Source organism: Flavobacterium sp. CFS9 (genome assembly GCF_041154745.1).
GTDB lineage: Bacteria > Bacteroidota > Bacteroidia > Flavobacteriales > Flavobacteriaceae > Flavobacterium.
This window is the reverse complement of sequence record NZ_AP031573.1, coordinates 803,669-830,318: the sequence shown is the minus strand read 5'-3', so window position 1 is coordinate 830,318 and position 26,650 is coordinate 803,669. Positions and strand designations below refer to the sequence as shown.

The window sequence follows — 26,650 nt, the reverse complement described above, 5'->3', positions numbered from 1 at the left end:
AATGATCTAATTTTCTAATTGCCAAATTATCTAATTAATTTTCTCTGAAATTAGCTTATCTTTGCCGACTGAAAAAAGAAACAGATGAAGTTTGATTTATTACAAAGAGATCCGCAATCTAAAGCAAGAGCGGGAAGTATTACTACAGATCACGGCGTAATCGAAACGCCTATTTTTATGCCAGTCGGAACGGTGGCTTCGGTAAAAGGAGTACATCAGCGAGAACTTAAAGATGATATCAATCCGGATATTATTCTTGGAAATACCTATCATTTGTATTTACGTCCGCAGACTGAAATTCTGGAGAAAGCAGGTGGATTGCATAAATTTATGAATTGGGATCGTAATATTTTAACAGATTCTGGAGGATATCAAGTGTATTCCCTTTCTAATAACAGAAAGATTAAAGAAGAAGGAGTAAAGTTCAAATCTCACATTGACGGTTCATACCACTTTTTTTCGCCGGAAAGCGTAATGGAAATTCAACGTACCATTGGAGCTGATATTATTATGGCTTTTGATGAATGTACGCCCTACCCATGCGATTACAGATATGCGCAGCGTTCGATGCACATGACTCACCGTTGGTTAGATCGTTGTATTACTCATTTGGATAAAGTACCATACAAATATGGATACGAGCAAACCTTTTTTCCAATTGTTCAGGGAAGTACTTATAAAGATTTACGTCGTCAGTCGGCAGAATATATTGCAAATGCTGGACAGCAAGGAAATGCAATTGGAGGTTTGTCTGTAGGGGAACCTGCAGAAGAAATGTATGCCATGACCGAAGTAGTTTGCGAAATTTTACCTGAGGACAAACCACGTTACTTAATGGGAGTTGGAACTCCGGTTAATATCTTAGAAAATATTGCTTTAGGGATTGATATGTTCGATTGTGTAATGCCAACGCGTAATGCCAGAAACGGTATGTTGTTTACAGCAAACGGAACCATCAACATCAAGAATAAAAAATGGGAAGCAGATTTTTCCCCCATCGATGAAATGGGACATACTTTTGTAGATACAGAATATACAAAAGCGTATTTACGTCACTTGTTTGCGGCTAACGAGTATTTAGGAAAACAAATTGCGACTATTCACAATCTTGGTTTTTACATGTGGTTGGTTCGTGAAGCCAGAAAACATATCTTAGCAGGCGATTTCAGACCATGGAAAGAAATGATGGTTAAAAATATGAGTCAAAGACTTTAAAATAGGTTTATTTGTTTAATCGTTTATTCGGTTAAACGATTAAACAAATGAACAATTAAATTTTACTATGCTCTCGATAATAGATAAGTATATTTTAAAAAGATATTTAGCCACTTTCTCGGTGATGATTTTGTTATTTATTCCAATTGGAATTGTAATTGACGTCTCTGAAAAGGTGAATAAGATGCTGGAAAATAAAATTCCATTTACCGCAATTGCGATCTATTATTACAATTTTACGGTTTATTTTGCGAATTCCTTATTTCCGATCTTTTTGTTTTTATCTGTAATTTGGTTTACTTCAAAACTGGCCAATAATACAGAAATTATTGCCGTTTTGAGTTCCGGAATTTCATTTACCCGTTTTTTAAGACCTTATATTATAGGTGCCTCGATCGTTTCGGTTTTTGTACTTCTAATGGGGTTTTTTATTGTTCCTGCGGCCAGTGAAGGTTTTAATAATTTTAGGTATACCTACCTGAAAGGAAACGGAAAGCAGCTGATGCGCGGTGAGAATACCAACGTTTACCGTCAGATTAACGATAACGATTTTATTTTTGTAAATAGTTTTAATGAAGAGTCTAAGACAGCTTTTAATTTTACATTAGAGCATTTCGAAAATGAAAAGCTGACTTATAAAATTACTGCCAGCCGTATCAAATGGGATCCTAAATCTAAGACTTATGCGTTGTATGATTATACCAAAAGAACTCTTGGAGAATTAAACGATCAGATAGAAAAAAGCCCTGAGAAAAGAGTCGCTTTCAAATTTGAACTAGCCGATTTAACTCCTGTAGTGTACATCGCAGAAACCTTACCGTTGGGAAAACTGATCGATTTTATTGAAAAAGAACGCAAAAGAGGTTCGGGGAATATCAATACCTATTTGGTTGTACTTTATAAAAAATACAGTGTACCCGTTTCTGCTTTTATCCTTACTATTATTGCTGTAGCAGTTTCGTCGATGAAGCGCCGTGGAGGTATGGGAATGAATCTGGCGATTGGAATTGCAATTGCCTTCTCCTTTGTGTTTTTTGATAAAATATTCGGAACATTAGCCGAAAAATCTACCTTCTCACCTTTATTTGCTGTCTGGTTCCCGAATATAGTTTTCGGAATTCTGGCGGTTTACCTATTACGTAATGCGAAACGATAATTTAAAAAGTTATTTAAATCTTCATTTAATTGTTTTTATCTGGGGTTTTACAGCCATTTTGGGCGCTTTAATAACCATTGACGCCGAAAATTTGGTTTGGTTCAGAATGCTTCTTGCAGGGGTTTTTCTGGCGGCATTTATTGTGTACAAAAAGCAATCTTTTATCATTTCAGCTACTTCCTTCGCAAAACTGATTTTTGTGGGATTACTGATTGCGCTTCACTGGATTTTCTTTTTTCGGGCGATACACGTTTCCAACGTTTCTATAACACTCTCGATATTTTCACTTGGTGCATTTTTTGCGTCGTTGCTGGAACCCCTTTTTTACGGAAGAAAGATCTTATTCTACGAAGTTTTTTTCGGATTGATTATTATTGCCGGTTTAGCATTGATTATGCAGGTCGAGGTAAAGTATCTGCACGGGATGTATTATGCATTGGCAGCTATTATTCTGGGAGTTTTATTTACTTTAATGAATGGGAAATTAATAACAGAACACGATCCTTCAGTAATTACTTTTTATGAGTTCGCTGCCGGAGTTTTCTTTATTTCAATTTATTTTTTAGTACAGGGAAAATTTACTGCCGACTTTTTTACAATGTCATTAAACAACTGGGCTTTATTACTTGTTTTGGCTTCGGTTTGTACGGCTTATGCCTTTACAGCTTCGGTAAAAGTGATGCAGAAATTAACACCTTATACCGTGATGTTAACGACTAATTTAGAGCCTGTTTACGGAATTATGCTGGCTTATTTTATACTTGGCGGAAAAGAAAAAATGAGTACAGAGTTTTATATTGGCGCCCTGATAATTGTGATTACGGTTATTTTAAATGGCGTTTTGAAACATTATAAAAACAAGAAACAAGTGTAATAATTTCCTTATTTTTAAATTACATTTTTATATTTTAAATACGATTTAATTCAACCAATGGTATAATATTTTTATATTTGCGGTTCGATTTACAAACAAAATTCAAAAATCCATGGAATATTTAGATTTTGAGCTTCCAATAAAAGAACTTGAAGAACAGTTAGAAAAGTGTGTCATAATTGGAAAAGAATCTGATGTTGATGTAACACCAACCTGCAAGGAAATCAATAAAAAATTAGAGCAGACTAAGAAAGAAATATACAAAAATCTTACAGCCTGGCAACGTGTTCAGCTGTCAAGACATCCAAATAGACCTTATACTTTAGATTATATCAAAGCACTTTGCGGAGATACATTTTTAGAGCTTCACGGAGACAGAAGTTTTAAAGACGATAAAGCAATGGTGGGCGGATTAGGGAAAATAAACGGACAGTCGTTTATGATCGTAGGTCAGCAAAAAGGGTTCAATACTAAAACCCGTCAGTACCGTAATTTTGGTATGGCAAATCCTGAAGGATATCGTAAAGCTTTGCGTTTGATGAAAATGGCAGAGAAGTTTGGAATCCCGGTTTTAACTTTAGTAGACACTCCGGGTGCATATCCTGGACTTGAAGCTGAAGAAAGAGGACAAGGAGAGGCAATCGCCAGAAACATTTTTGAAATGGTTCGTTTGCAAGTGCCAATTATTACCATTATTGTGGGTGAAGGAGCTTCAGGAGGAGCATTAGGAATTGGTGTGGGAGATAAAGTATATATGTTAGAGAATACCTGGTATTCTGTAATTTCTCCAGAATCTTGTTCTTCAATTTTATGGAAAAGCTGGGAGTACAAAGAACGTGCTGCCGACGCTTTAAAATTGACTTCATCTGATATGAAAAAACAAAAATTAGTGGATGATGTGATTCCTGAACCATTAGGAGGAGCACACTACGACCGCGAAACAACTTTTAAAACAGTGGCGGAGTACATCACTAAAGGATATAATGAATTGAAAGATTTATCAACACACGATCTGATTGCCCAAAGAATGGACAAATACAGTAACATGGGGGAGTATAAAGAGTAAATTCTTACAAAACGAATTAAAATCCGAAGCCTTACAGTTTCGGATTTTTTTTTGGTTATGAACAATGAAATCTTATTTATAAACAATTTTTAGTTATAACTCAATAGCAATTTTTTTTTAAATTTTGTTACTTTCGCTATATGGAAAATTTCAAAAATGTAAATCCTGTAAAGGTAGATAAAACCACGATTATTAATTTAGAAAAGGGGAAACTTCCGCCGCAAGTGCTTGATTTGGAGGAGGCTGTTCTTGGGGCGATGATGATTGATAAAAAGGGGGTTGATGATGTAATTGACATTTTGCAGGCTGATGCTTTTTATAAAGATGCACATAAATTTATTTTTGAAGCGATCGTTCAGCTTTTTACCGAAACACAGCCAATCGACTTGCTGACGGTTTCGGCCCAATTGAAGAAGAATGGAAAATTAGAATTAGCCGGAGGAGATTTTTATTTGATTCAGCTTACTCAAAAAATTGCTTCTTCTGCGCATATCGAATTCCACTCTCGTATTATCCTCCAAAAATTCATTCAAAGAAGTTTGATTCGAATTTCGTCCGAAATTATCGAAGCGTCTTATGATGAAACTGCGGACGTGTTTGATCTTTTGGATCAGGCCGAATCCAAACTGTATGAAGTAACACAAGGAAATATCAAACGTAGTTCTGAAACAGCTCAGAGTTTAGTACTTCAGGCTAAAAAGAAGATTGAAGAGATTGCGAAAAAGGAGGGATTAAGTGGTGTTGAAACCGGTTTTCATAATCTGGATAAACTAACTTCAGGATGGCAGCCGAGTGATTTAATTATTATCGCGGCGAGACCTGCGATGGGTAAAACAGCCTTCGTACTTTCAATGGCGAGAAATATTGCCATTCAGTACGGACATGGGGTGGCTTTGTTCTCTCTGGAGATGGCATCCGTACAGTTGATTACCAGGTTAATTTCGTCAGAAACAGGATTGTCATCCGAAAAACTTCGTACCGGTAAATTAGAACCCCACGAATGGGAAATGTTGAGTACCAAAGTAAAAGATCTGGAAAAAGCGCCTTTGTTTATTGATGATACGCCTTCGCTTTCGATTTTTGACTTGCGAGCAAAATGCCGTCGTTTGGCTTCACAGCACGGAATTAAAATTATTATTATTGATTATTTGCAGCTGATGACTGCCGGAGGAAATAATAAAGGAGGAGGAAATCGTGAGCAGGAGATTTCTACCATTTCCCGAAACTTAAAAGCCCTGGCAAAAGAGCTAAACGTTCCGGTAATTGCACTTTCGCAGTTATCGCGTGCCGTTGAAACGCGTGGATCCAGTAAACGTCCGTTGCTTTCGGATCTTCGTGAATCCGGAGCTATTGAGCAGGATGCCGATATCGTTTCGTTCTTGTACCGACCGGAATACTACAAAATTGAAGAATGGGATGACGATGAAGCATCGCCAACTACTGGTCAGGCAGAGATTATGATCGCAAAACACCGTAACGGGGGTATCGAAAACATCAGATTGAAATTCTTAGGACACCTTGGAAAGTTTGATAACCTCGATGACTTTTCAGGTAGTTATGACGATTTACCGTCTAAAATGAATCATGACGATAATGCTTTTATAACCAAAAGCCTGCCTTCGGCCAATGAAGCTTTCGGCAGTAATTTAAATGACGACGATGACGACAACGATGTTCCGTTTTAATAAAACAATTTAGCCTCATTTCGAGGCTTTTTTTATGCCTTTATATTAATACTTTTCCTAGAAAATTCTGTAGTTTAGCTAAACGATTGCGCAAAGCGATTAATAAATTAAACTTTAACCCAAAAACAAATTTTAATTATGTCAGAAGAGAAAAAATTAGGATCAGTAGAAGTCAGTTTGGCTGTTGGTCAGGAATGGGCTCGGAAATTTAGAAAGTCCGAGGCAGGTAAAGGAAAAGTAGATGCCTATCTAATTCCGTTAGAGAGTATAAAATTAGTATTGGATCAGGATATTGATGCCGTACGTGCTTATGTAGGGATTAATAATGCCGGAGAGCAAAACTTAATGCTTGTGGGTACAAAACTAGACCCAAAAACGGGTATTTATGTAGATGTTTTCAAACAACAGCAAGCTGCAGCAGGAGCAAGAACTGCCGGTGACGGAGAAGAAGTACTTTACGATGCTTCTCGCCCTTGCCCACCATACACCGACCCAAATAGTCCAATGAACCAATAATTGATGGATAATTTTCTAATATATTCAGGTTATTTTGTGCTCTTACTTAACCTGATTTTATATACATATAGCTTTTTCCTACGGGAAAAAGCTAATGTTTTTTTTACGGCTTATGTGGTGTTTTTATTTGTTATTCAATTCACCATGGAGCTGTTATACCGTTTGCATATTAAAAATTTACTGTGTGTAAATGTCTATTTTATTGGTCAGATGGTTTTATTAGGATTGTTTTACAAATCAATTTTAGGAATTAAAAGACAAAAAGCATTTGTAGACTGGAGTCTGACTTTAATGTTGTTAGTTTTAGTCGTTCAGTGTTTTATCAATACAGAACAATTTTTTAAGTTTAATTTGTTCGCTATTACAGCGACTTCCTTGTTGAGCGTAGTATATGCGTTGTTGCATTTTTATAATATGCTGACTGATGACAGGAAGTACTATTATTTTACAGTCGGATTGTCTTCCTATTTACTGGTTAGTACAGTCCTTTTTTTAGTGGGTAATCTTACCCTCGGATTAAGCGATGATTTAAAATATTTTACCTGGAGACTAAACGCTTTTTTCGTAGTGTTGTTTTATTTATTTATTTTGTATGAATGGAAAGTAAGTTTTAATCCAAAAAAGAAAATTAATAATCAGATATGAGTGGAAGCCCGGTTTACGAAAAAGAGATAGTTGCCATAATCCTGTACACATCATGTTTTTTTATGGTTGTGGCATTCTTTCTGGTGGCCTTCTTTTATTTTTCCCGAAAGAAAATTATTCAGAAGGAAGTAGAAAAAAGAGATTTGGAAATTCAGTATCGAAAGGAACAATTGCATGCGGTTATTGTTACTCAGGAAGAGGAGCGAAAAAGAATTGCTCAGGATTTGCATGATGACATCAGTTCTAAACTCAATATAGTTTCATTAAATTCACATTTATTATCATCCCCAAATTTAACAGAAGCCGAGACAAATGAAATTACGGATACAATTATAAGTCTAACGGCAAAAGCATTAGAGAATTCCCGAAAAATTGCCCATAATTTATTGCCCCCGGTTTTTGAAAAGTTTGGTTTGAATGCCGGAGTCCGGGAACTTTGTGATGAATTTGAAAGTTCTAAGGCGGTAAAAGTGCATTATCATAACGGAATTGATTTTGACTCGAATCATAATGACCGGCATTTGCATATTTTTCGAATCCTGCAGGAATTAATGAACAATTCTTTGCGCCATGGAAAAGCGACTGAAATTTGGATTGATTTTAAAGTAGAAGACGAAATTCAGACTTGCTATTATAAAGATAATGGAATTGGTTTTGACAGCGAAAATGCCGAAAATCAGAAAGGATTGGGTATGAAAAATATAGATAGCCGTATTTCGTTTTTGAAAGGAACAATCGAAATTCATTCGGAAATTGGTAAAGGGATTAACGTAGTTTTTACTTTTTAAGTTAAAAAAGGACAATAAATTACGTTTTTACCTAATATATTGTGGTTGTAGTACTTTTTTCTGATTCATATTTTGTAATTTCGGTGTACCAAAAAGACCAAAAACAAAAATCAAATGAGTGCCGCTATTAAAATTGCTTTAGTAGATGACGAAGTTTTGTTCCGTAAAGGAATTTCTTTTTTGTTGCAAAGAGAAGATAATATCGATATTATTTTTGAAGCATCAAACGGAGAAGAACTTCTGTTGAATTTAGACAACAGCGTAATCAAACCTGATATTATTATCATGGATTTGAAAATGCCTATTTTGAATGGTGTCGAGGCTACAAAAATTATCCGGAAATCATTTCCCGAAATCAAAATTATTGCTTTGACCAGCTATGATACTAAATCATTTATTGCCAACATGATTCAGGTGGGAGCTGTAGCTTATTTGATAAAAAATACTACTCCAAAAGATTTAATTCATACCATCAATCAAGTAGCAAAGAAAGGTTTTTATTATAATGAAAGCGTACTGCAAACTATTCAGGAAACCATTATCTCCAGTAAAACTTCAAAAGGAAATCTGGAAACCGGTTTTCTTTCACAACGGGAAATAGAAATACTTCAGCTTATTTGCCAGCAAAAAACAACTTCAGAAATTGCAGATCATCTTTACTTGAGTCCCAGAACTGTAGAAGGGCATCGTAACAATTTATTGCTTAAAACAGAATCCAAGAATATTGCCGGTTTAGTAGTATATGCGATTCAGAATGAAATCGCTGTTTTAACGCTTTAAATCTAAGCTTGCTAAATATTGAATGGAGAGTACGTAGTATAAAATTATAATTAGCACGAGTATAACTATTCCTATTTTTTGTATCATACTTAATCCCTTAGGTTCTTGGTTGCTGTCATTAAGCTTCATGCCTTTGTCTTTTTCATTGATTAAATTTACGCCCGGGGGACAGCAAATGTAAGAATAATGTGCTGTTACAAAATAGGTGTTTCTACGTGATTTTAGACGTGTATTTAATTATTTTCAGGTATTTTTTAACATTTATCTATCTATAAAAGGGAAAGAACAGTGGTGTTTTTTGAAGGTTCCTTTATATCTTTACTAAAATAATTTTCTAATGAAGAAGTGCTTAGTTTATATTTTCATATTGCTACTTTCATTCACGGCAAAAGCCTCGTTTATCTTACTTCCGATGGACGAAACCACACAGCAGAATCATCTTAAAGCATACGGAATTACCTATTGGTGTTTAAGCAGAGACTATAAAGCAAGTTGGTTGTTAAATTACCGCGGAGGTTCATTTTTACTGCCGGATGCAGATGAAATTCGTAAAGAATGTAAAATTAGAGGAGTAAGCTTTGAAGTTCTTTCAGATGCTGAAGAGGCTTCAATATTAAATGATATTTCAAGTCCGTCCCAAAATATGGAATCTGTTATTTTAGAAAAAGCACCTAAAATTGCTGTCTATACACCAAAAGGGAAGCAACCTTGGGACGATGCCGTAACTTTAGTTTTGACTTATGCCGAAATTCCTTTTACGCCAATTTACGATGAAGAGGTTTTAAGTGATCAGCTGCTTCTTTATGACTGGCTTCATTTGCACCATGAAGATTTTACCGGACAATACGGTAAATTTTACTCTGCTTATAAAAATACACCCTGGTACATTGAACAAAAAAAAGATGCTGAGGCGTTGGCAGCAAAATTAGGGTATCCTAAAGTGTCTCAGGAAAAAGGAGCAGTGGCAAAAAAGATCAGAGATTTTGTGATTGGTGGTGGATTCATGTTTGCCATGTGTTCTGCAACAGATAGTTTTGATATTGCACTTTCGGCAGATGGAGTTGATATCTGCGAAGCCATGTTTGACGGAGATGCGAGTGAATCCAATTATCAGTCAAAATTGAATTATGGAAATTCGTTTGCCTTTAAAGATTTTACTTTAGAGAGAAGACCGGAGGTATATGAATTTTCAGATATTGATATGACTGGAAAACGTAGAGTTCCTATGGAGAAAGATTATTTTACTTTAATGGAGTTTTCAGCAAAATGGGACCCGATTCCTAGTATGTTGTGCCAGAATCATACACAATTGGTGAAAGGTTTTATGGGACAGACTACTGCATTTGATACCAATTTGGTAAAATCAAATGTACTGATAATGGGTACTTGTGAATTGAATGGAGAATCAAGATACATTCATGGTGAAAAAGGAAAAGGAATGTTTACTTTTTTTGGAGGACATGATCCTGAAGATTTTCAGCATCAGGTTGGAGATCCGCCAACCGTTTTAGATTTACACCCCAACTCCCCGGGTTATCGTCTCATTTTAAATAATGTTTTGTTTCCGGCAGCAAGAAAGAAGAAGCTGAAAACATAATTTAGTTCAGTGAAAATTCAATCCAGATTGGAATATGATCGGATATTTTTCGGGCTTCCTGTAGCGAGTTAAAGTTTTTATAGAAAGAAACAATGCCGGAGTTTATATAATTAATAGACTTTTTGTGATAAAAAATATTGTCAAATTCTGATGCCAGACAAACTGTTTCTTTACATTGTTGTTTTAAAGTAGTCTTTTGATTCTGTAAAGTAGAGTTGTACCCCATTTTTTTTAATGGAGTAAATACAGAGTGAGATTGCGGACAGTTGAAATCGCCAACAAACACCAAATTTAAATTTGAATACTGCTCAGGCAGAAATTTAAAATATTTAATTTCCTTCTCAGGCTGCTTCGTCTTAGTGATAGCATGAAAATTGACTAAAGTAATGCTCTTTTTATTGATTTCAAAAGTGCCCAGATAAGGTTCACGGTCAATTTCTGAATGGTATTTTTTTTCCAGCCAGGCACTTCCTTTCAATTTTACCTTACTGGTTTTCCAGATATAAGCGTATCGTTCGGTTTTATAACTGTTTCCGCTTGTTGGATTACTTATCGTATAATCCCATTTTGATCCCTTATTGTTTAAAATTGCGGCAAGTTTGGCAACAGCCTGCGAACCGCCATATCCGGCAACAACTTCCTGAATTGCAATAATATCATAAGCAAGAACAGTATTTGCAATGAAATTCAGTTCTGATTCGGATTTTGATTTTCCTAAGTTTTCAATATTCCAGGATAGAATTTTAGTTTGTGAGTACGTGAGAACAGAAAAAAGGAGGAAAGTAAGACTTAATAAGTATTTCATGCTGTATTTAAAAATTCAAATATAGGCATTTCAAAATTCGATTATTGTGGGATCGGATTCTGTTTTTAATTTCAATGAGAACCTGTCTTTAAAAAAAGATTCTCATTGAAATTTCAGCATTAATACATTTAAAACTAATGCTTTTTATACCTGTTTTTTAGAGCGGTACCAATTATAATGATTTGCAGAACAAGCAGAGCCGGAATAAATATAATTTTCCAGTCTACTTCCAGCCATCCTGTTTTTTCAGAAACGAAAGCAAAACTTAAGGATAGAAAAAGACAAAGTAACATTGTTTTCATTATGATTTTGTTTTTAGTTGTATTAATCTTCGAAACAAAAATCTGTAGAAAATTTCTTTTAGAGCTATTTTTGTATTTGATTTTCATTAGTTGACTAATAGATTACAGACAAAAATAGATTTATAAAAAAACATTTCCTTACGGGAAACCGTAAAACAGTTAAAAATTAAATCAGTCCAAAATCTTTTGCAATAGCAATCAAATGAACATTGTTATTTGCCTTAAAATAAATCTTTAGTTTATTAATGCGTTTTTCGATACTGCTTGTTCCGTTTGGAGTGATCGAAGTTGCTTTAAATTCGTTTGAGATGTTGTCTAAAATATAGCCTTGTGCCAAAAGCTTTAAGATTGAAATGTCGTAGGATTCGATTTCAAATAATGCTTTTTCGTTGAAACTAAAAGACAAATCAGAAGAAAGTATTTTTTCTTCATTTCTAAAAGTTCCTTCAATTGCTTTTTTTAATTCGACGATACTATTACGTCCTTTAGAAACATAAGCACTAATGCCTAAATCATAAAAAAGAGATTTTATACGATAAGATTTGTCTTCTATAGAAAATACTATCTTTTTTATTGCAGGCTGAACTTCATTAACGGCTTCGATTAATTCTTCGCCACCGTTTAAGGTAGTTTTGCGATGATCTTTTTTAAAAGACAAATCAGTGATTAATAAATCATATGGTTCATTATCCATGATGGCTTTTTTTACTTTATTTAATCCGTCGTCGCAATATTTGACATGGTCAATTACAGGAACGTTTAGTTCTTCAAGTGCTTGAATTACGGCAATACTGATGCTGTCTAAATCTTCGGCAACTAAAACTTTTTTGAACATATTATTTTGTTTATTTGGGGAAATTGAAACTTAATTTAAAACCTGTTTTAGAATTAGAGTCAAAAATAATATTTCCATTAATGGTTTTAATACGGTTTTCCACATTTTGTAGTCCATTTTTTAAAATTATTGATCTGTTATAGGCTCCAACCCCGTTGTCACTGTAAATTATAATTATTTTTTTTTCAAAATTTTTAAAAGTCAGACTAACTAATGTGGCCTGACTGTGTTTTTTCATGTTTACAAATAGTTCCTGAAGGATTCTGTAAAGTATAATTTTTTTACTTTTTTCAAGTTCGTTCCAGGCAATTGCATCAAAACCATTGAGAATAATATTTAATTCGGCAGTTTTAAATCCTGAAACCATTTCTTTTAAAGAAGCAGGGTAGTTTTCATTTGTGGGTACCGAGCCATTTTCTTTTGAAATGTTTCGGGTTTTGGTGTAAATCGCATGTAAATTATTTAAAAGCCTTTCTTTATTTTCGCGTTTTTCCAAATCGACAGTTTCAGCAAACGTTAAGCTGTGATAAACATCATTGGTAAGTTCATCTTTCAATTTTTGCGATATCCGTATTTCACTCTCAAAAACAGCATCGTCTTTTTGTTTTGTTCCTTTTGATTTGAGATAGAAGTAAACAAATGCAATAAGACTCAGAATAAGTACGATGATCATATACAAATAGATGTTACGTCTTTTTTGCCTTGCCAGTTCCAGTTCGTTTTCTGCTTTTTGTGCTTTAAGCTGTAGGTTTTCTGTTTTGTCTATTCGGGAAATGTATTTAATATTGGTGAATTGATTCTTTGTTTTGCACCTTGCATGAGTAATGCTGTCTATAAGTTTAATATAGGACAAGGAATATTTTTTTAGATCCGATCCTTCGCTGGTTTTAATTAATAGTGATAAAGAACTAATTCTGTCCGTTAGTATTTTGATTTTTGTTGCTATTTTATGTGATTTTAGAGCATATTCTTTTGCTAATTTAAGATTGGTTTTCATGTAAAAAAGGCAAAGATGTCTGTAAATTCCAACCAATGAGTATTCGTATTCTGACGAAAGTGAGAGTCGGATCTTTAAGGCCTCATTTACATATCTGAGTGCTTTTTCAGGATCTCCCAATCTGAAGTAACACAGGCCTAAATTATCAATTGCCCGGGCATAATTATCTTTATCAATATCCTCATATTTTGAAGTCCTTTTTTGTGTCGATAAGATAAATAAAATTTGTTCCGCTTCCTTATATCGATGTTGATCCATATAAACTGTGGCCAGATTGTTTAAAGCCATATATCTTCTCCAGGTACTTGATTTTAGATGTATCGCTTTTGTTAGATAAAGAATAGCATCACTATAATTATAGGTATTAGAGTAGTTAATTCCTAGTTGATTATAAAGAATTGACGCATGTTTGGGATCTCTAATGTGTTTTAAGTACGGCAAAGCTTCGGTTGCATGTGCTTCACTGGTAATATAATCTCCCTGATCGTATTTGATTTGAGACATCGAGTATAAAGCGTAAACATAATCGGTAGTGTTAATTTTAGGATTGCAAAGAAGCTTAGCTCTATTGTAGTAATAGTAGGAGCTGTCTAATTTATAAGCATCATACAAAGAGTCGGCAAGATCTGAAAATTTTAGAATTTCTGTTGAATTATCTTTTTGGACAGAATTTGATGGTGTGTCGAATTCGTCGGATTGTAATAATGTTATACCGGCAATTGCTATTGATAATAGCAGTATCAAACGCTGTAAAAAAGCTCTTCTATGAAGAAAGTAAAGTGTTTTCTTCATTTTTAAGCCGGAAAATTAATAGAAACTTTAAAACCTCTTTCAGGGGTAGAGTCAATAATGATTTCTCCTTTTATGGAGAGAATTTTGTTTTCTATATTATAAAGGCCATTTTGAAATTTTATGGCAGCAAGGTCAATTCCTATTCCATTGTCAGTATAGGTTATCATTACATTATGATCTGTTTTTTTAAAGGTGATAGTAACAAGAGTTGCAGCACTATGTTTTTTCATATTTACAAGTAACTCCTGCACAGTTCTGTAAACAGTCATTTTTTTATTCTTTTCAATTTCATCCCAATCTATAGTTTCTAAGCCATTTATCAAAATATGGATGAGGGGAGTATTAAATCCTTCAATCATTTCCTCTAAATTAAGAATGAAATCTTCTGAAGTTATAGTTCGATCACTCTCTTTAGATATATCTCGCGTGCGGGAATATATGGCTTCCAGATTGTTTAATAATTGTATTTTATTCTCTTTTACAGAAAGGTTTTTACTTTCAGTAAAAGCCATCGTGTGGTAAATGTCGTTAGCTAATTCGTCATGAAGTTTTTTTGCAATCCTGGTTTCGCTTTTATAAGCAGCTTCTATTTTTTCTTTATTTCCTTTTGAGGACAGGTAGAAATAAAGTACCGTAACTAAACTTAAACTAAGGGTGATTATGATATAGGAAATTATATTTCTGTTTCGTTGCTTTTCTATCTGTATTTCATTTTCGACTTTATATGTTTTTAGTCTTAAATTTTCATTCTTCTCTTTTGTCGAGTCGTATTTAATTTTGGCATATTGATTTTTAGCTTTTTGTTTGACTTCGAAAATACTGTCGATTAGATTCACATAAACAATAGAATATTTCTTTAATTCACGATCGGAACTATTTTTGATAATTAGTTTTAAAGAAATCAGACGCTCGTCGATAATATTGGCAAGACTAAATTTCTCATAGCTTAAGTGCATGTATTTTTTGGCTAGTAAAGGATTGCTTTCTTCGTAAAATTTAGCAAAGTGCAGATAGCTTTTTCCCAGGCCGAAAGAATCGTTTTGTTTATGTCTTATTTCAAGACTTTTTTGAAAATAATACAGAGCCTTATCTGAGTTGTGTATTTTAAAGTAGCAGTATCCAATATTGTCTAGTGCTTTCCCTTGAAATTCATCGTTAGTAAGAACTTCTTTCTTTGTAATTAAAGAAAGAAAGATCTGGAGAGCCTCATTGTATTTTCCTTCTTCCATTAAGATCACAGCAATGTTGTTTCTTGCAGCTAGTTTTCGCCACTCTTCTGTTTGTAACTTCAATGCCTTTTGATTGTAGCGTATAGCATTTTCATAATCGTAGGTATTCAAATAATTGATACTTAAAATTACGTATGCGTTCCATATCTGAGATTGTTTTTTTGCATATCTCAAATAAGGAAGTGTTTCTTTAATAGTGTTTTCACTGCCTGCATAATCTGCGTGATCTTGCTGTATCTCTGCCATTCGGTTCAGAGAAGTAATGTAGTTTTCCGGATCTGTTACCGGATTGCAGATCGATCGTAGTTTGTTGTAATAAAAAAAAGCGCTGTCAAATTCTTTCTGATTGTAAAAGCGATTTGCGGTTATCATCGCTTGTTCAATTATGGGTTTTGTGTTTTTTAAATTGAGAGTATTTGAGGTTTTTTTCTGACAGGATTGCAAGGATAAAAAAGTGAATATAATAAATAGGAAAGCTCGCATTCTGTAAGGTATCATGCGCCAAAAGTAAAGAATTAAAGTTCTTAAAAAAGCGTATAAATACCTGTTTTTTGATAAATTTTAATTTTATTTTTTAGGATTGATTTCCAGGTAGATACAAAGAAAGCCTTCAGTTATTAAAGCTTTCTTTGTATTGTGGTAATTAAGTGTTTTGTATTTAATTACGAGACTCTTAATCCTGTTGTGATAGCGATTCTGTTCCAGGAGTTAATTGTAATAATAGTCAGGATAATTTCGGCAAGGTATTGATCGTTGAATAGACTTGCGGCATTTTGATAGGTTTCATCAGAAACGTGATGGCTTATTAGTGTTACTTCTTCGGTCAGAGCTAAAATTGCCTTTTCCTCCTCAGTATAAATATCCGTATCACGCCAGGCGCTTAATAAATAAATGTACTGTTCTGATATGCCATGTTTTCGGGCGTCGGTTGTGTGCATGTTAATGCAGTGTGCACAGCCGTTTATTTGAGAAGCACGAATTTTAATTAGTTCTTTGTGTACTGGTGTAAGCGAAGTAGAAGAAATGTATTTTTCTAAATTAAGTAATGCTTGGTAAGCCTGCGGAGCAACTGTTGGGATAACGATTCTTGGTTTCATTTGAAGTGTTTTTAAAAGTTTGATACAAAGATCATATATATCACTTTTGAAAAACTTGAACTACTTCAAGAAAACTATTGAGCTGCTGAGTTTTTGAGATACTTAGGTTCTGAGTTCGCTAACGATGTATAAAAAAATAAAGGACTTGATGTTTTTTTGATACTCTAAAAACCAAAAGAAGCTTAGTGACTTAGTATCTGATAATCTTAGTTTCTCTGAATTAGACTTTACCTGCTCTGATTTTACTCATAAATTCAGCCGAAAAGTCAAGATAGGAGGCAAGCATGTATTGCGGAACACGCTGAACAAATTCGGGATTAAGATTGTTGAAATGATGGTATCGTTCTTCTGCAGACATGGTGAATAGAAATTTAATTCGCATTTGTGCCGCCCCAAATGATTTCTGAGAAACGATACGAAAATAACGTTCCAATTTCGGAACCTGAATTAATACAGACTCCAATACAGACTGTTCTAAGGCAATAACCTCAGAGTTCTCTACAGCCTGAATATAAAAATGAGAAGGTACGTGGTTGTGGTAACTTAAGTAATCAGTAATCCACCAGCTTTCTATTCCAAATTGAAGCGTTTGTTCGGTCCCTTTCGAATTAATGATATATTGACGCATGCATCCTTTAATGATAAAATAAAGAGTGTTGCATACCTGACCTTCCTGAAGTACATGATCTTTTTTTTTGATACTTGATAAACTTAGAACAGATTCTAAGAGATCAATCTCAGAAGCTTCCAGAGTTACAAATTTTTCGATGTGTGCAAAAAGAGCAGTGTACATTGCTATAAGTTTTATACAAATGTACCTTTAAAAATTAGAATTTAGCAAATGGGTATAAAGTAAAAAACCATCCCGTTTAAGCGGGATGGTTTTTCTATGATAAGTAAGTAATCTAAATTGAGTTTATAAAACGTTTATTTTACTTTATTAAGTATTGCTTTGAAAGCTTCAGGGTGGTTCATCGCTAAATCTGCAAGAACTTTACGGTTCAATTCGATTCCGTTAGCTTTTACTTTCCCCATGAATTGAGAATATGACATTCCTTCTAATCTAGCTCCAGCGTTGATACGTTGAATCCATAAAGCACGGAAATTTCTTTTATTCTGTTTTCTGTCACGGTAAGCGTAGCTCATCGCTTTCTCTACCGCGTTCTTAGCAACTGTCCAAACGTTTTTACGTCTACCAAAGAAACCTTTGGCTTGCTTCATTATTTTTTTTCTTCTTGCTCTTTTAGCAACTGAATTTACCGATCTTGGCATAATTTTAATGTGTTTTTGTAGCAGGCGTCCTGAATTAAATCAAAGGAACTTAAAAGCCATACTCCAAGGTTATATAAATAATTTTAAACCTAAAGAATTCTTTATGTTGTATAGTGTAGTTTGTATAGTGTACAATGTACCAGACATTTTACTATATACATTTTACATTTTACAATATTAGATAATTCTTAATTGTTGTTTGATGCTTTTCATATCTGTTGAGTGAACTAGCGCTGAGTGTGTCAAAGCTAATTTACGTTTTTTAGATTTTTTAGTCAAGATGTGACTTTTAAAAGCATGCTTTCTTTTAATCTTTCCAGAACCAGTAACTTTGAAACGTTTCTTGGCGCTAGATTTTGTTTTCATTTTAGGCATTTTTCCTAGTGTTTTAATTTATTCTTACTTACTTATATTTTTTAGTTTCAGGTTTCAAGTCTCAGATTAAGTGATACACTGTTCACCGATACCGTAAACTGAAGACTATTTCTTTTTCTTCGGAGCAATGAACATAATCATTCTCTTTCCTTCTAAAACAGGCATCGCTTCAACTTTACCGTGCTCTTCAAGGTCTGTCGCCAAACGTAAAAGCAAGATCTGACCTTGATCTTTATAGATGATAGAACGTCCTTTAAAGAATACAAATGCTTTTAGTTTAGCACCTTCTTTAAGGAACTTTTCAGCATTTTTTCTTTTAAATTCGTAATCATGCTCATCCGTCTGAGGACCAAATCGAATTTCTTTTACGACAACTTGCGTAGACTTAGCTTTTAACACCTTATCACGTTTCTTTTGTTCGTACACGAATTTCTTGTAATCCATGATTTTACAAACCGGTGGCTCAGCGTTCGGCGAGATCTCAACTAAATCAAGTTCAAATTGATCTGCTAATCGTAAAGCTTCAGCAAGCTTAAATACACCTGGTTCGATGTTTTCGCCTACTAATCTTACTTCTTGTACGCCACGAATATTATTGTTTATTCTGTGGGCATCCTTTTTTTCTACTCGAGGTTGGTAACCTCTGTTGCTTCTTATTGCTATGACTTTATAATTTAAGTTAAACTGTAAAAACTTTTAATGTCTTTTTTATTTCTTCGTTTACAATAGCGACAAATTCATCGATTGTAACTGTAATATTACCTTTTCCTTCTTGCCCGTGACGACGGATAGAAACAGTTCCGTTTTTCTCCTCTTCCTCACCTACAATTAGCATAAATGGAGTTTTTTGCATCTCAGCATCTCTAATTTTCTTACCGATAGTCTCGTTTCGGTTGTCAATTAGGGCGCGAATTTCGTGATTTTCTAGCAAATCTAAAACTTTTTTAGCATATATTTCGTATTTCTCGCTCAAAGACAAGATTATAGCTTGTTCAGGCATTAGCCAAAGCGGGAAATTTCCTGCAGTATGTTCTAGTAAAATTGCTATAAAACGTTCCATTGATCCAAAAGGAGCTCTGTGAATCATAACCGGACGGTGTAATTCATTATCGGCACCTTTATAAGTCAATTCAAAACGTTCCGGAAGGTTGTAATCTACCTGAATAGTTCCTAATTGCCATTGTCTGCCTAAAGCATCTTTAACCATGAAGTCAAGTTTCGGACCATAGAAAGCAGCTTCACCATATTCTACAACAGTATTTAATCCTTTGTCGGCTGCTGCATTGATAATAGCGTTTTCAGCTTTTTCCCAGTTCTCGTCAGTACCAATATATTTCTCTCTGTTTTCCTGATCTCTTAATGAAATCTGAGCTGTAAAGTTTTCAAAACCTAAAGAACCGAATACATAAAGTACCAGATCGATTACCTTTTTGAATTCTTCGTCCAACTGTTCCGGAGTACAGAAAATATGTGCGTCATCCTGAGTAAATCCTCTCACGCGAGTTAGTCCGTGTAACTCACCAGATTGTTCGTATCTGTAAACTGTACCAAATTCTGCGTAACGTTTTGGTAAATCTTTGTAAGACCATGGTCGTACATTGTAGATTTCACAGTGGTGAGGACAGTTCATTGGTTTCAATAAGAATTCTTCACCTTCAGCAGGAGTGTGTATAGGCTGAAAACTGTCAGCTCCATATTTTGCATAGTGTCCGGAAGTAACATAAAGCTCTTTTTGGCCAATATGAGGGCTGACAACTTGTTCGTAACCGGCTTTCTTTTGAGCTCTCTTTAAAAACTGTTCCAGACGATCTCTAAGAGCAGCGCCTTTTGGTAACCACAATGGTAAACCTTGTCCGACTTTCTGAGAGAAAGCAAACAGCTCAAGTTCTTTACCTAATTTACGGTGATCGCGGCGTTTTGCTTCTTCTAAGAGTTCAAGATATTCAGTCAGGTCTTTTTGTTTAGGGAAAGAAGTTCCGTAAACACGCGTTAACTGTTTGTTTTTTTCATCACCTCTCCAGTAAGCACCGGCCACACTCATCACTTTCATGGCTTTGATAATTCCTGTGTTCGGAATATGTCCACCACGGCATAAGTCAGTAAAAGTAGCATGATCGCAAAATGTAATTGTTCCGTCTTCAAGATTTGAAATCAATTCAGTTTTGTAAACGTTGTCTTTGTATATTTCTAAAGCATCAGCTTTGCTAACCGGGCGCATTTTGAATTCGTGTTTTCCTCTTGCAATTTCAAGAACACGATCTTCAATCTTTTTGAAATCAGCGTCAGTGATTTTTTGATCTTCAAAATCAACATCGTAATAAAAACCATTTGCAATTGCAGGCCCTAGAGTTAGTTTAATTCCAGGGTACAATTCTTCAAGGGCTTGCGCCATTACGTGTGAAGTGGAGTGCCAAAAAGCCTTTTTCCCTTCTGCATCATTCCATGTATATAAAGTAAGACTACCGTCGGTCGTCAATTGGGTTTCGGTTTCAATTGTTGTACCATTAAAAGATGCAGAAATCACGTTTCTTGCAAATCCTTCACTAATGCTTTTTGCAACCTCCATCGGAGTTACGCCTGAAGCGAACTCTCTAATTGACCCGTCGGGTAAAGTAATCTTAATCATTGTTTATAATTTTGTGAATGCAAATATAGCGCATTAGGTAAATACATACAATATATAAGTGCATGTTTGTACTATAATATATATGTAGTTGTGGGGTGGGGTGGTTTTCTTTGTGTTTTAGGTCCTATTATATATGGTGTCTTTAATTAGTTGAATGGTGATAATTATGATTTGAGTGGTTTTAAAATCTGTTTTGTTTGGTTTAAGGCGGGTTTTAGTTATTAATTGGTGAAGGAGGTTGGTAAAAGGAGGTGGGTTGTTGTTGTGTGTGGATGGAATTTTGGCAATAAATGATGGAATATATTGAAGAAGGTGTAGAAATGAAGTAGTGTGGAGGGGTGAAATTATGATAAATAGGTGTGTTTGGAGAAAAATCTTATAATTGTAAAAGAAATAAGAAATCGTAAAGCTTGTGTTATCAGAAGGTTAAGTAAAAATTTGGAAAAATTTCAAAAATAAGTTTAGAAAAAGCTTGTAAAAGCGAATAAAGTGACTACTTTTGCACCCGCAACAGCGATAAACGTTCACAGAGATACTGATAAGCAAAACGAATCAAAACGAAAATTTATTTTCAAAAAAAGATTCCAAAAAGCTTGCGAGATTTAAAAACGGGTATTACATTTGCACCCCGCAAAACATGGGAAGTTCATTGAAAAATTGGTAAGGATAGAGGTTGAAAAGGAAAAGAAATTTTCTAAAAAAACTTCAAAAATCTTTTGCCAGTTTGAAATAAGTTTTCTACTTTTGCACCCGCTTTGAGAAACAAGCGATAATAAGAAAAAAGAATACGTTCGTAGACATATTGAATTGACAGCCGTCCCGATTAATCGGGACAAAAGAATAAGAGTAATAGAGTCGTAAGATTCGAAAAGAACCGATAGATATTCGTCGCGATATAATATAAAAAATATACGATGAAGAGTTTGATCCTGGCTCAGGATGAACGCTAGCGGCAGGCTTAACACATGCAAGTCGAGGGGTATATGTCTTCGGATATAGAGACCGGCGCACGGGTGCGTAACGCGTATGCAATCTACCTTTTACAGAGGGATAGCCCAGAGAAATTTGGATTAATACCTCATAGTATAACACAATCGCATGATTGAGTTATTAAAGTCACAACGGTAAAAGATGAGCATGCGTCCCATTAGCTAGTTGGTAAGGTAACGGCTTACCAAGGCTACGATGGGTAGGGGTCCTGAGAGGGAGATCCCCCACACTGGTACTGAGACACGGACCAGACTCCTACGGGAGGCAGCAGTGAGGAATATTGGACAATGGGCGCAAGCCTGATCCAGCCATGCCGCGTGCAGGATGACGGTCCTATGGATTGTAAACTGCTTTTGTACGAGAAGAAACACCTCTACGTGTAGAGGCTTGACGGTATCGTAAGAATAAGGATCGGCTAACTCCGTGCCAGCAGCCGCGGTAATACGGAGGATCCAAGCGTTATCCGGAATCATTGGGTTTAAAGGGTCCGTAGGCGGTTTAGTAAGTCAGTGGTGAAAGCCCATCGCTCAACGGTGGAACGGCCATTGATACTGCTGAACTTGAATTATTAGGAAGTAACTAGAATATGTAGTGTAGCGGTGAAATGCTTAGAGATTACATGGAATACCAATTGCGAAGGCAGGTTACTACTAATGGATTGACGCTGATGGACGAAAGCGTGGGTAGCGAACAGGATTAGATACCCTGGTAGTCCACGCCGTAAACGATGGATACTAGCTGTTGGGAGCAATTTCAGTGGCTAAGCGAAAGTGATAAGTATCCCACCTGGGGAGTACGTTCGCAAGAATGAAACTCAAAGGAATTGACGGGGGCCCGCACAAGCGGTGGAGCATGTGGTTTAATTCGATGATACGCGAGGAACCTTACCAAGGCTTAAATGTAGTTTGACCGATTTGGAAACAGATCTTTCGCAAGACAAATTACAAGGTGCTGCATGGTTGTCGTCAGCTCGTGCCGTGAGGTGTCAGGTTAAGTCCTATAACGAGCGCAACCCCTGTTGTTAGTTGCCAGCGAGTAGTGTCGGGAACTCTAACAAGACTGCCAGTGCAAACTGTGAGGAAGGTGGGGATGACGTCAAATCATCACGGCCCTTACGCCTTGGGCTACACACGTGCTACAATGGCCGGTACAGAGAGCAGCCACTGTGTGAGCAGGAGCGAATCTATAAAGCCGGTCACAGTTCGGATCGGAGTCTGCAACTCGACTCCGTGAAGCTGGAATCGCTAGTAATCGGATATCAGCCATGATCCGGTGAATACGTTCCCGGGCCTTGTACACACCGCCCGTCAAGCCATGGAAGCTGGGGGTGCCTGAAGTCGGTGACCGCAAGGAGCTGCCTAGGGTAAAACTGGTAACTAGGGCTAAGTCGTAACAAGGTAGCCGTACCGGAAGGTGCGGCTGGAACACCTCCTTTCTAGAGCCTTAGTGTTAGTTTTCGGACACGCTAAGGAAAAAAGATGATTATTTATAGGATTCTGAATTGGAGATTGTATTACTCTTGCTGTTAATTTAAAAAATGAAAAAAGAATTAAGTAAAAACAGAGTCTCGTAGCTCAGCTGGTTAGAGTACTACACTGATAATGTAGGGGTCGGCAGTTCGAGTCTGCCCGGGACTACTTTTTTAAAGAGTTATAAGTTATGAATTATAAGTTATAAGTTTAAAAAGGCTGAAAAACTTGATTTAAAAGGAAATTTTAGAGGTTGAGTAACCGTTTTAAGTAGTGTTAACTGAAAACTGTTAACTGACAACTAAAAAATGGGGGATTAGCTCAGCTGGCTAGAGCGCCTGCCTTGCACGCAGGAGGTCAACGGTTCGACTCCGTTATTCTCCACAAGGCCTAAAGCTTTAAGCTATAGGCAAAGGCTAAGAAAGCTTAAAGTGTATTGCTTAAAGCCTAAAGCGAAACAAAGTTCATTGACATATTGAGATAAGAAAATAATAAGAAAGTAGAAAGCGTTTTTTATTAGCAATAATAAGAAACAAAAAAAACGGTCTTGTTTTAAATAACAAGATTGGTACAATAAGCAAAATAAGGGCGTATGGGGGATGCCTAGGCTCTCAGAGGCGAAGAAGGACGTGATAAGCTGCGAAAAGCTACGGGGACGAGCACACATCGATTGATCCGTAGATATCCGAATGGGGCAACCCACTATGTTGAAGACATAGTACACCGATAGGTGGGCAAACCCGCTGAACTGAAACATCTAAGTAGGCGGAGGAGAAGAAAACAAAAGTGATTCCGTAAGTAGTGGCGAGCGAACGCGGATTAGCCCAAACCAATGATGTTACGGCATTGTTGGGGTTGTAGGACCACGACATTTCATGTACAAGGAACCGGAATTGACTGGAAAGTCGAGCCATAGAGAGTGATAGCCTCGTATGGGTAACAAGTATAATGGATAGTGGTATCCTGAGTAGGGCGGGGCACGTGAAACCCTGTCTGAATTTGGCGGGACCATCCGCTAAGGCTAAATACTCCTGAGAGACCGATAGTGAACCAGTACCGTGAGGGAAAGGTGAAAAGAACCGTGAATAACGGAGTGAAATAGATCCTGAAACCATACGCTTACAAGCGGTCGGAGCCCTTTAGTGGGGTGACGGCGTGCCTTTTGCATAATGAGCCTACGAGTTAACGTTGCTGGCAAGGTTAAGTGATTAAGTCACGGATCCGTAGCGAAAGCGAGTCTGAATAGGGCGCTTTAGTCAGTAGTGTTAGACGCGAAACCGTGTGATCTACCCATGGGCAGGATGAAGCGCTGGTAACACAGTGTGGAGGTCCGAACCGGTTGACGTTGAAAAGTCTTCGGATGACCTGTGGGTAGGGGTGAAAGGCCAATCAAACTCGGAAATAGCTCGTACTCCCCGAAATGCATTTAGGTGCAGCGCTGATAATAGTTATATAGAGGTAGAGCTACTGATTGGATGCGGGGGCTTCACCGCCTACCAATTCCTGACAAACTCCGAATGCTATATAATGTTTTACAGCAGTGAGGGCTTGGGTGCTAAGGTCCAAGTCCGAGAGGGAAAGAACCCAGACCATCAGCTAAGGTCCCCAAATATATGCTAAGTTGAAAGAACGAGGTTTGTCTGCCCAGACAGCTAGGATGTTGGCTTGGAAGCAGCCATTCATTTAAAGAGTGCGTAACAGCTCACTAGTCGAGCGGACGAGCATGGATAATAATCGGGCATAAGCATATTACCGAAGCTATGGATTTTGCAGCAATGCAAAGTGGTAGGGGAGCATTCCAGCAGGGTTGAAGGTGTATCGTAAGGTATGCTGGACTGGCTGGAAAAGAAAATGTAGGCATAAGTAACGATAATGCGGGCGAGAAACCCGCACACCGAAAAACTAAGGTTTCCACAGCTATGCTAATCAGCTGTGGGTTAGTCTGGTCCTAAGGCGAACCCGAAAGGGACAGTCGATGGCCAACGGGTTAATATTCCCGTACTACTAATTACTGTGATGGGGTGACGGAGTGATGAAAGCGCCGCGAACTGACGGAATAGTTCGTTGAAGTACCTAGCTATATTCTCTATAGGCAAATCCGTAGAGAATGGTGAAATACGATAGTACTCGGAGTCTTCGGACAAAGAGATAGTGCGCCTAAGGGCTTCCAAGAAAAACCTCTAAACTTCAGGTAATTAGTACCAGTACCGTAAACCGACACAGGTAGTTGAGGAGAGAATCCTAAGGTGCTCGAGAGATTCATGGCTAAGGAATTAGGCAAAATAGACCTGTAACTTCGGGAGAAAGGTCGCCCCGAGCAATCGGGGCCGCAGTGAAGAGGTCCAGGCGACTGTTTATCAAAAACACAGGGCTCTGCAAAATCGTAAGATGACGTATAGGGCCTGACACCTGCCCGGTGCTGGAAGGTTAAGAGGAGATGTTATCTTCGGAGAAGCATTGAATTGAAGCCCCAGTAAACGGCGGCCGTAACTATAACGGTCCTAAGGTAGCGAAATTCCTTGTCGGGTAAGTTCCGACCTGCACGAATGGTGTAACGATCTGGACACTGTCTCAGCCATGAGCTCGGTGAAATTGTAGTAACGGTGAAGATGCCGTTTACCCGCAGTGGGACGAAAAGACCCTGTGCACCTTTACTATAGCTTAGTATTGACCTTGGATAAATGATGTGTAGGATAGGTTGGAGACTGTGAAGTGGCGTCGCCAGGCGTTGTGGAGTCATTGTTGAAATACAACCCTTTGTTTATCTGAGGCCTAACCCCGTGTTGCGGGGGACAGTGCTTGGTGGGTAGTTTGACTGGGGTGGTCGCCTCCAAAAGAGTAACGGAGGCTTCTAAAGGTTCCCTCAGTACGCTTGGTAACCGTGCGTAGAGTGCAATGGCATAAGGGAGCTTGACTGAGAGACATACAGGTCGATCAGGTACGAAAGTAGAGCATAGTGATCCGGTGGTTCCGCATGGAAGGGCCATCGCTCAAAGGATAAAAGGTACGCCGGGGATAACAGGCTGATCTCCCCCAAGAGCTCATATCGACGGGGGGGTTTGGCACCTCGATGTCGGCTCGTCACATCCTGGGGCTGGAGAAGGTCCCAAGGGTTGGGCTGTTCGCCCATTAAAGTGGCACGCGAGCTGGGTTCAGAACGTCGTGAGACAGTTCGGTCTCTATCTACTGTGGGCGTTAGAAATTTGAGTGGATCTGATTCTAGTACGAGAGGACCGAATTGGACAAACCTCTAGTGTATCTGTTGTCCCGCCAGGGGCACCGCAGAGTAGCTACGTTTGGAAGGGATAAGCGCTGAAAGCATATAAGCGCGAAACCCACCACAAGATGAGATTTCTTTTAAGGATCGTGGAAGATGACCACGTTGATAGGCTATAGATGTAAAGGCAGTAATGTCATAGTCGAGTAGTACTAATAATCCGTAAGCTTATGTACGCACTTTTCCCTCCGAGCAATCGGAGGGAGGAAACTTTCTAAAACTTAAAATACTTATTTGTTTCTTTATCTCAGTATGTTAAAAT

At 36.9% G+C, this 26,650-nt stretch carries 21 protein-coding genes, 2 tRNA genes and 2 rRNA genes; 14 read left to right on the top strand and 11 right to left on the bottom strand.

Translation table 11 applies throughout. The annotated features are described in order from the left end of the window. Positions 1 to 84: 84 nt before the first annotated feature. The 10 genes from tgt (at position 85) to ACAM30_RS03495 (ending at position 10,322) form a co-directional block, all read left to right on the top strand. Positions 85 to 1,215: a tRNA guanosine(34) transglycosylase Tgt gene (gene tgt / locus ACAM30_RS03540; protein WP_369617266.1), complete on the top strand. Its 1,131-nt coding sequence runs from the start codon at positions 85 to 87 to the stop codon at positions 1,213 to 1,215. 67 nt (positions 1,216 to 1,282) lie between these two features. After that, positions 1,283 to 2,371, top strand: coding sequence for an LptF/LptG family permease (locus ACAM30_RS03535; protein ID WP_369617265.1), 1,089 nt, complete (start codon positions 1,283 to 1,285; stop codon positions 2,369 to 2,371). Beyond that, entirely contained in the window at positions 2,358 to 3,245 is an 888-nt protein-coding gene (locus ACAM30_RS03530) for a DMT family transporter (protein WP_369617264.1), read from the top strand. The genes ACAM30_RS03535 and ACAM30_RS03530 overlap by 14 nt, the downstream gene beginning before the upstream one ends. A 112-nt stretch (positions 3,246 to 3,357) precedes the next feature. Next, positions 3,358 to 4,311 (top strand): acetyl-CoA carboxylase carboxyltransferase subunit alpha, encoded by a 954-nt coding sequence (locus ACAM30_RS03525; RefSeq protein WP_369617263.1) that lies wholly within the window; start codon positions 3,358 to 3,360, stop codon positions 4,309 to 4,311. A gap of 140 nt (positions 4,312 to 4,451) precedes the next feature. Beyond that, entirely contained in the window at positions 4,452 to 5,996 is a 1,545-nt protein-coding gene (gene dnaB, locus ACAM30_RS03520; protein WP_369617262.1) for a replicative DNA helicase, read from the top strand. Between the two features lie 138 nt (positions 5,997 to 6,134). After that, positions 6,135 to 6,512 (top strand): hypothetical protein, encoded by a 378-nt coding sequence (locus tag ACAM30_RS03515; protein ID WP_369617261.1) that lies wholly within the window; start codon positions 6,135 to 6,137, stop codon positions 6,510 to 6,512. A gap of 144 nt (positions 6,513 to 6,656) precedes the next feature. Continuing rightward, the gene (locus ACAM30_RS03510; protein WP_369617260.1) at positions 6,657 to 7,157 is read left to right on the top strand and encodes a hypothetical protein; all 501 of its coding nucleotides are present in this window, start codon (positions 6,657 to 6,659) and stop codon (positions 7,155 to 7,157) included. Beyond that, complete coding sequence (locus tag ACAM30_RS03505) at positions 7,154 to 7,945, top strand: sensor histidine kinase (protein WP_369617259.1); 792 nt, start codon at positions 7,154 to 7,156, stop codon at positions 7,943 to 7,945. The genes ACAM30_RS03510 and ACAM30_RS03505 overlap by 4 nt, the downstream gene beginning before the upstream one ends. A 114-nt stretch (positions 7,946 to 8,059) precedes the next feature. Then, positions 8,060 to 8,725 (top strand): response regulator transcription factor, encoded by a 666-nt coding sequence (locus ACAM30_RS03500; RefSeq protein WP_017498438.1) that lies wholly within the window; start codon positions 8,060 to 8,062, stop codon positions 8,723 to 8,725. Between the two features lie 337 nt (positions 8,726 to 9,062). Further along, positions 9,063 to 10,322 carry an asparagine synthetase B gene (locus tag ACAM30_RS03495; RefSeq protein WP_369617258.1) on the top strand — a complete coding sequence of 420 codons (1,260 nt, stop codon included), beginning with the start codon at positions 9,063 to 9,065 and terminating at the stop codon, positions 10,320 to 10,322. A gap of 1 nt (position 10,323) precedes the next feature. Here ACAM30_RS03495 and ACAM30_RS03490 read toward each other — a convergent pair whose 3' ends face one another. The 11 genes from ACAM30_RS03490 to thrS all read right to left on the bottom strand — a co-directional run bounded on the left by ACAM30_RS03490 (position 10,324) and on the right by thrS (position 20,652). Continuing rightward, a complete protein-coding gene (locus tag ACAM30_RS03490) occupies positions 10,324 to 11,127 on the bottom strand; it encodes an endonuclease/exonuclease/phosphatase family protein (protein WP_369617257.1) in 804 nt (267 codons plus the stop codon). 134 nt (positions 11,128 to 11,261) lie between these two features. Then, positions 11,262 to 11,516 (bottom strand): hypothetical protein, encoded by a 255-nt coding sequence (locus ACAM30_RS03485; protein WP_017498435.1) that lies wholly within the window; start codon positions 11,514 to 11,516, stop codon positions 11,262 to 11,264. Between the two features lie 79 nt (positions 11,517 to 11,595). Next, positions 11,596 to 12,264 (bottom strand): response regulator, encoded by a 669-nt coding sequence (locus ACAM30_RS03480; protein WP_369617256.1) that lies wholly within the window; start codon positions 12,262 to 12,264, stop codon positions 11,596 to 11,598. Positions 12,265 to 12,274: 10 nt separating this feature from the next. Beyond that, positions 12,275 to 14,053 carry a tetratricopeptide repeat protein gene (locus ACAM30_RS03475; protein WP_369617255.1) on the bottom strand — a complete coding sequence of 593 codons (1,779 nt, stop codon included), beginning with the start codon at positions 14,051 to 14,053 and terminating at the stop codon, positions 12,275 to 12,277. Positions 14,054 to 14,055: 2 nt separating this feature from the next. After that, positions 14,056 to 15,654, bottom strand: coding sequence for a tetratricopeptide repeat protein (locus ACAM30_RS03470; protein WP_369617254.1), 1,599 nt, complete (start codon positions 15,652 to 15,654; stop codon positions 14,056 to 14,058). A gap of 290 nt (positions 15,655 to 15,944) precedes the next feature. Then, positions 15,945 to 16,379, bottom strand: a complete 435-nt coding sequence (locus ACAM30_RS03465) for a carboxymuconolactone decarboxylase family protein (protein WP_369617253.1) — start codon at positions 16,377 to 16,379, stop codon at positions 15,945 to 15,947. A gap of 220 nt (positions 16,380 to 16,599) precedes the next feature. Continuing rightward, complete coding sequence (locus tag ACAM30_RS03460; protein WP_369617252.1) at positions 16,600 to 17,172, bottom strand: Crp/Fnr family transcriptional regulator; 573 nt, start codon at positions 17,170 to 17,172, stop codon at positions 16,600 to 16,602. Positions 17,173 to 17,306: 134 nt separating this feature from the next. Then, positions 17,307 to 17,651, bottom strand: coding sequence for a 50S ribosomal protein L20 (rplT, locus tag ACAM30_RS03455; RefSeq protein ID WP_017498429.1), 345 nt, complete (start codon positions 17,649 to 17,651; stop codon positions 17,307 to 17,309). 177 nt (positions 17,652 to 17,828) lie between these two features. Then, entirely contained in the window at positions 17,829 to 18,026 is a 198-nt protein-coding gene (gene rpmI / locus ACAM30_RS03450; RefSeq protein ID WP_007810722.1) for a 50S ribosomal protein L35, read from the bottom strand. 105 nt (positions 18,027 to 18,131) lie between these two features. Continuing rightward, on the bottom strand, positions 18,132 to 18,683 hold the full coding sequence (gene infC / locus ACAM30_RS03445; protein WP_072974136.1) for a translation initiation factor IF-3: 552 nt from the start codon (positions 18,681 to 18,683) through the stop codon (positions 18,132 to 18,134). Between the two features lie 22 nt (positions 18,684 to 18,705). Continuing rightward, positions 18,706 to 20,652: a threonine--tRNA ligase gene (thrS, locus tag ACAM30_RS03440; RefSeq protein WP_369617251.1), complete on the bottom strand. Its 1,947-nt coding sequence runs from the start codon at positions 20,650 to 20,652 to the stop codon at positions 18,706 to 18,708. A 911-nt stretch (positions 20,653 to 21,563) separates the two neighbouring features. Here thrS and ACAM30_RS03435 point away from each other — a divergent pair. The 4 genes from ACAM30_RS03435 (at position 21,564) to ACAM30_RS03420 (ending at position 26,564) form a co-directional block, all read left to right on the top strand. Next, a 16S ribosomal RNA gene (locus tag ACAM30_RS03435) occupies positions 21,564 to 23,077 on the top strand. 128 nt (positions 23,078 to 23,205) lie between these two features. Then, positions 23,206 to 23,279 (top strand) — tRNA-Ile (locus ACAM30_RS03430). Positions 23,280 to 23,421: 142 nt separating this feature from the next. Next, positions 23,422 to 23,495: transfer RNA gene (locus ACAM30_RS03425), tRNA-Ala, on the top strand. 187 nt (positions 23,496 to 23,682) lie between these two features. Further along, a 23S ribosomal RNA gene (locus ACAM30_RS03420) occupies positions 23,683 to 26,564 on the top strand. Together the 16S and 23S rRNA genes with 2 tRNA genes alongside form the textbook arrangement of a ribosomal RNA operon. The last annotated feature ends 86 nt before the right edge of the window (positions 26,565 to 26,650 follow it).

Bases quoted from the DNA above. Each gene is read 5' to 3' on its own strand.
- tgt (WP_369617266.1), top strand. From the start codon at position 85: ATGAAGTTTGATTTATTACAAAGAGATCCGCAATCTAAAGCAAGAGCG.
- ACAM30_RS03535 (WP_369617265.1), top strand. From the start codon at position 1,283: ATGCTCTCGATAATAGATAAGTATATTTTAAAAAGATATTTAGCCACT.
- ACAM30_RS03530 (WP_369617264.1), top strand. From the start codon at position 2,358: ATGCGAAACGATAATTTAAAAAGTTATTTAAATCTTCATTTAATTGTT.
- ACAM30_RS03525 (WP_369617263.1), top strand. From the start codon at position 3,358: ATGGAATATTTAGATTTTGAGCTTCCAATAAAAGAACTTGAAGAACAG.
- dnaB (WP_369617262.1), top strand. From the start codon at position 4,452: ATGGAAAATTTCAAAAATGTAAATCCTGTAAAGGTAGATAAAACCACG.
- ACAM30_RS03515 (WP_369617261.1), top strand. From the start codon at position 6,135: ATGTCAGAAGAGAAAAAATTAGGATCAGTAGAAGTCAGTTTGGCTGTT.
- ACAM30_RS03510 (WP_369617260.1), top strand. From the start codon at position 6,657: ATGGAGCTGTTATACCGTTTGCATATTAAAAATTTACTGTGTGTAAAT.
- ACAM30_RS03505 (WP_369617259.1), top strand. From the start codon at position 7,154: ATGAGTGGAAGCCCGGTTTACGAAAAAGAGATAGTTGCCATAATCCTG.
- ACAM30_RS03500 (WP_017498438.1), top strand. From the start codon at position 8,060: ATGAGTGCCGCTATTAAAATTGCTTTAGTAGATGACGAAGTTTTGTTC.
- ACAM30_RS03495 (WP_369617258.1), top strand. From the start codon at position 9,063: ATGAAGAAGTGCTTAGTTTATATTTTCATATTGCTACTTTCATTCACG.
- ACAM30_RS03490 (WP_369617257.1), bottom strand. From the start codon at position 11,127: ATGAAATACTTATTAAGTCTTACTTTCCTCCTTTTTTCTGTTCTCACG.
- ACAM30_RS03485 (WP_017498435.1), bottom strand. From the start codon at position 11,516: ATGAAAATCAAATACAAAAATAGCTCTAAAAGAAATTTTCTACAGATT.
- ACAM30_RS03480 (WP_369617256.1), bottom strand. From the start codon at position 12,264: ATGTTCAAAAAAGTTTTAGTTGCCGAAGATTTAGACAGCATCAGTATT.
- ACAM30_RS03475 (WP_369617255.1), bottom strand. From the start codon at position 14,053: ATGAAGAAAACACTTTACTTTCTTCATAGAAGAGCTTTTTTACAGCGT.
- ACAM30_RS03470 (WP_369617254.1), bottom strand. From the start codon at position 15,654: ATGATAACCGCAAATCGCTTTTACAATCAGAAAGAATTTGACAGCGCT.
- ACAM30_RS03465 (WP_369617253.1), bottom strand. From the start codon at position 16,379: ATGAAACCAAGAATCGTTATCCCAACAGTTGCTCCGCAGGCTTACCAA.
- ACAM30_RS03460 (WP_369617252.1), bottom strand. From the start codon at position 17,172: ATGTACACTGCTCTTTTTGCACACATCGAAAAATTTGTAACTCTGGAA.
- rplT (WP_017498429.1), bottom strand. From the start codon at position 17,651: ATGCCAAGATCGGTAAATTCAGTTGCTAAAAGAGCAAGAAGAAAAAAA.
- rpmI (WP_007810722.1), bottom strand. From the start codon at position 18,026: ATGCCTAAAATGAAAACAAAATCTAGCGCCAAGAAACGTTTCAAAGTT.
- thrS (WP_369617251.1), bottom strand. From the start codon at position 20,652: ATGATTAAGATTACTTTACCCGACGGGTCAATTAGAGAGTTCGCTTCA.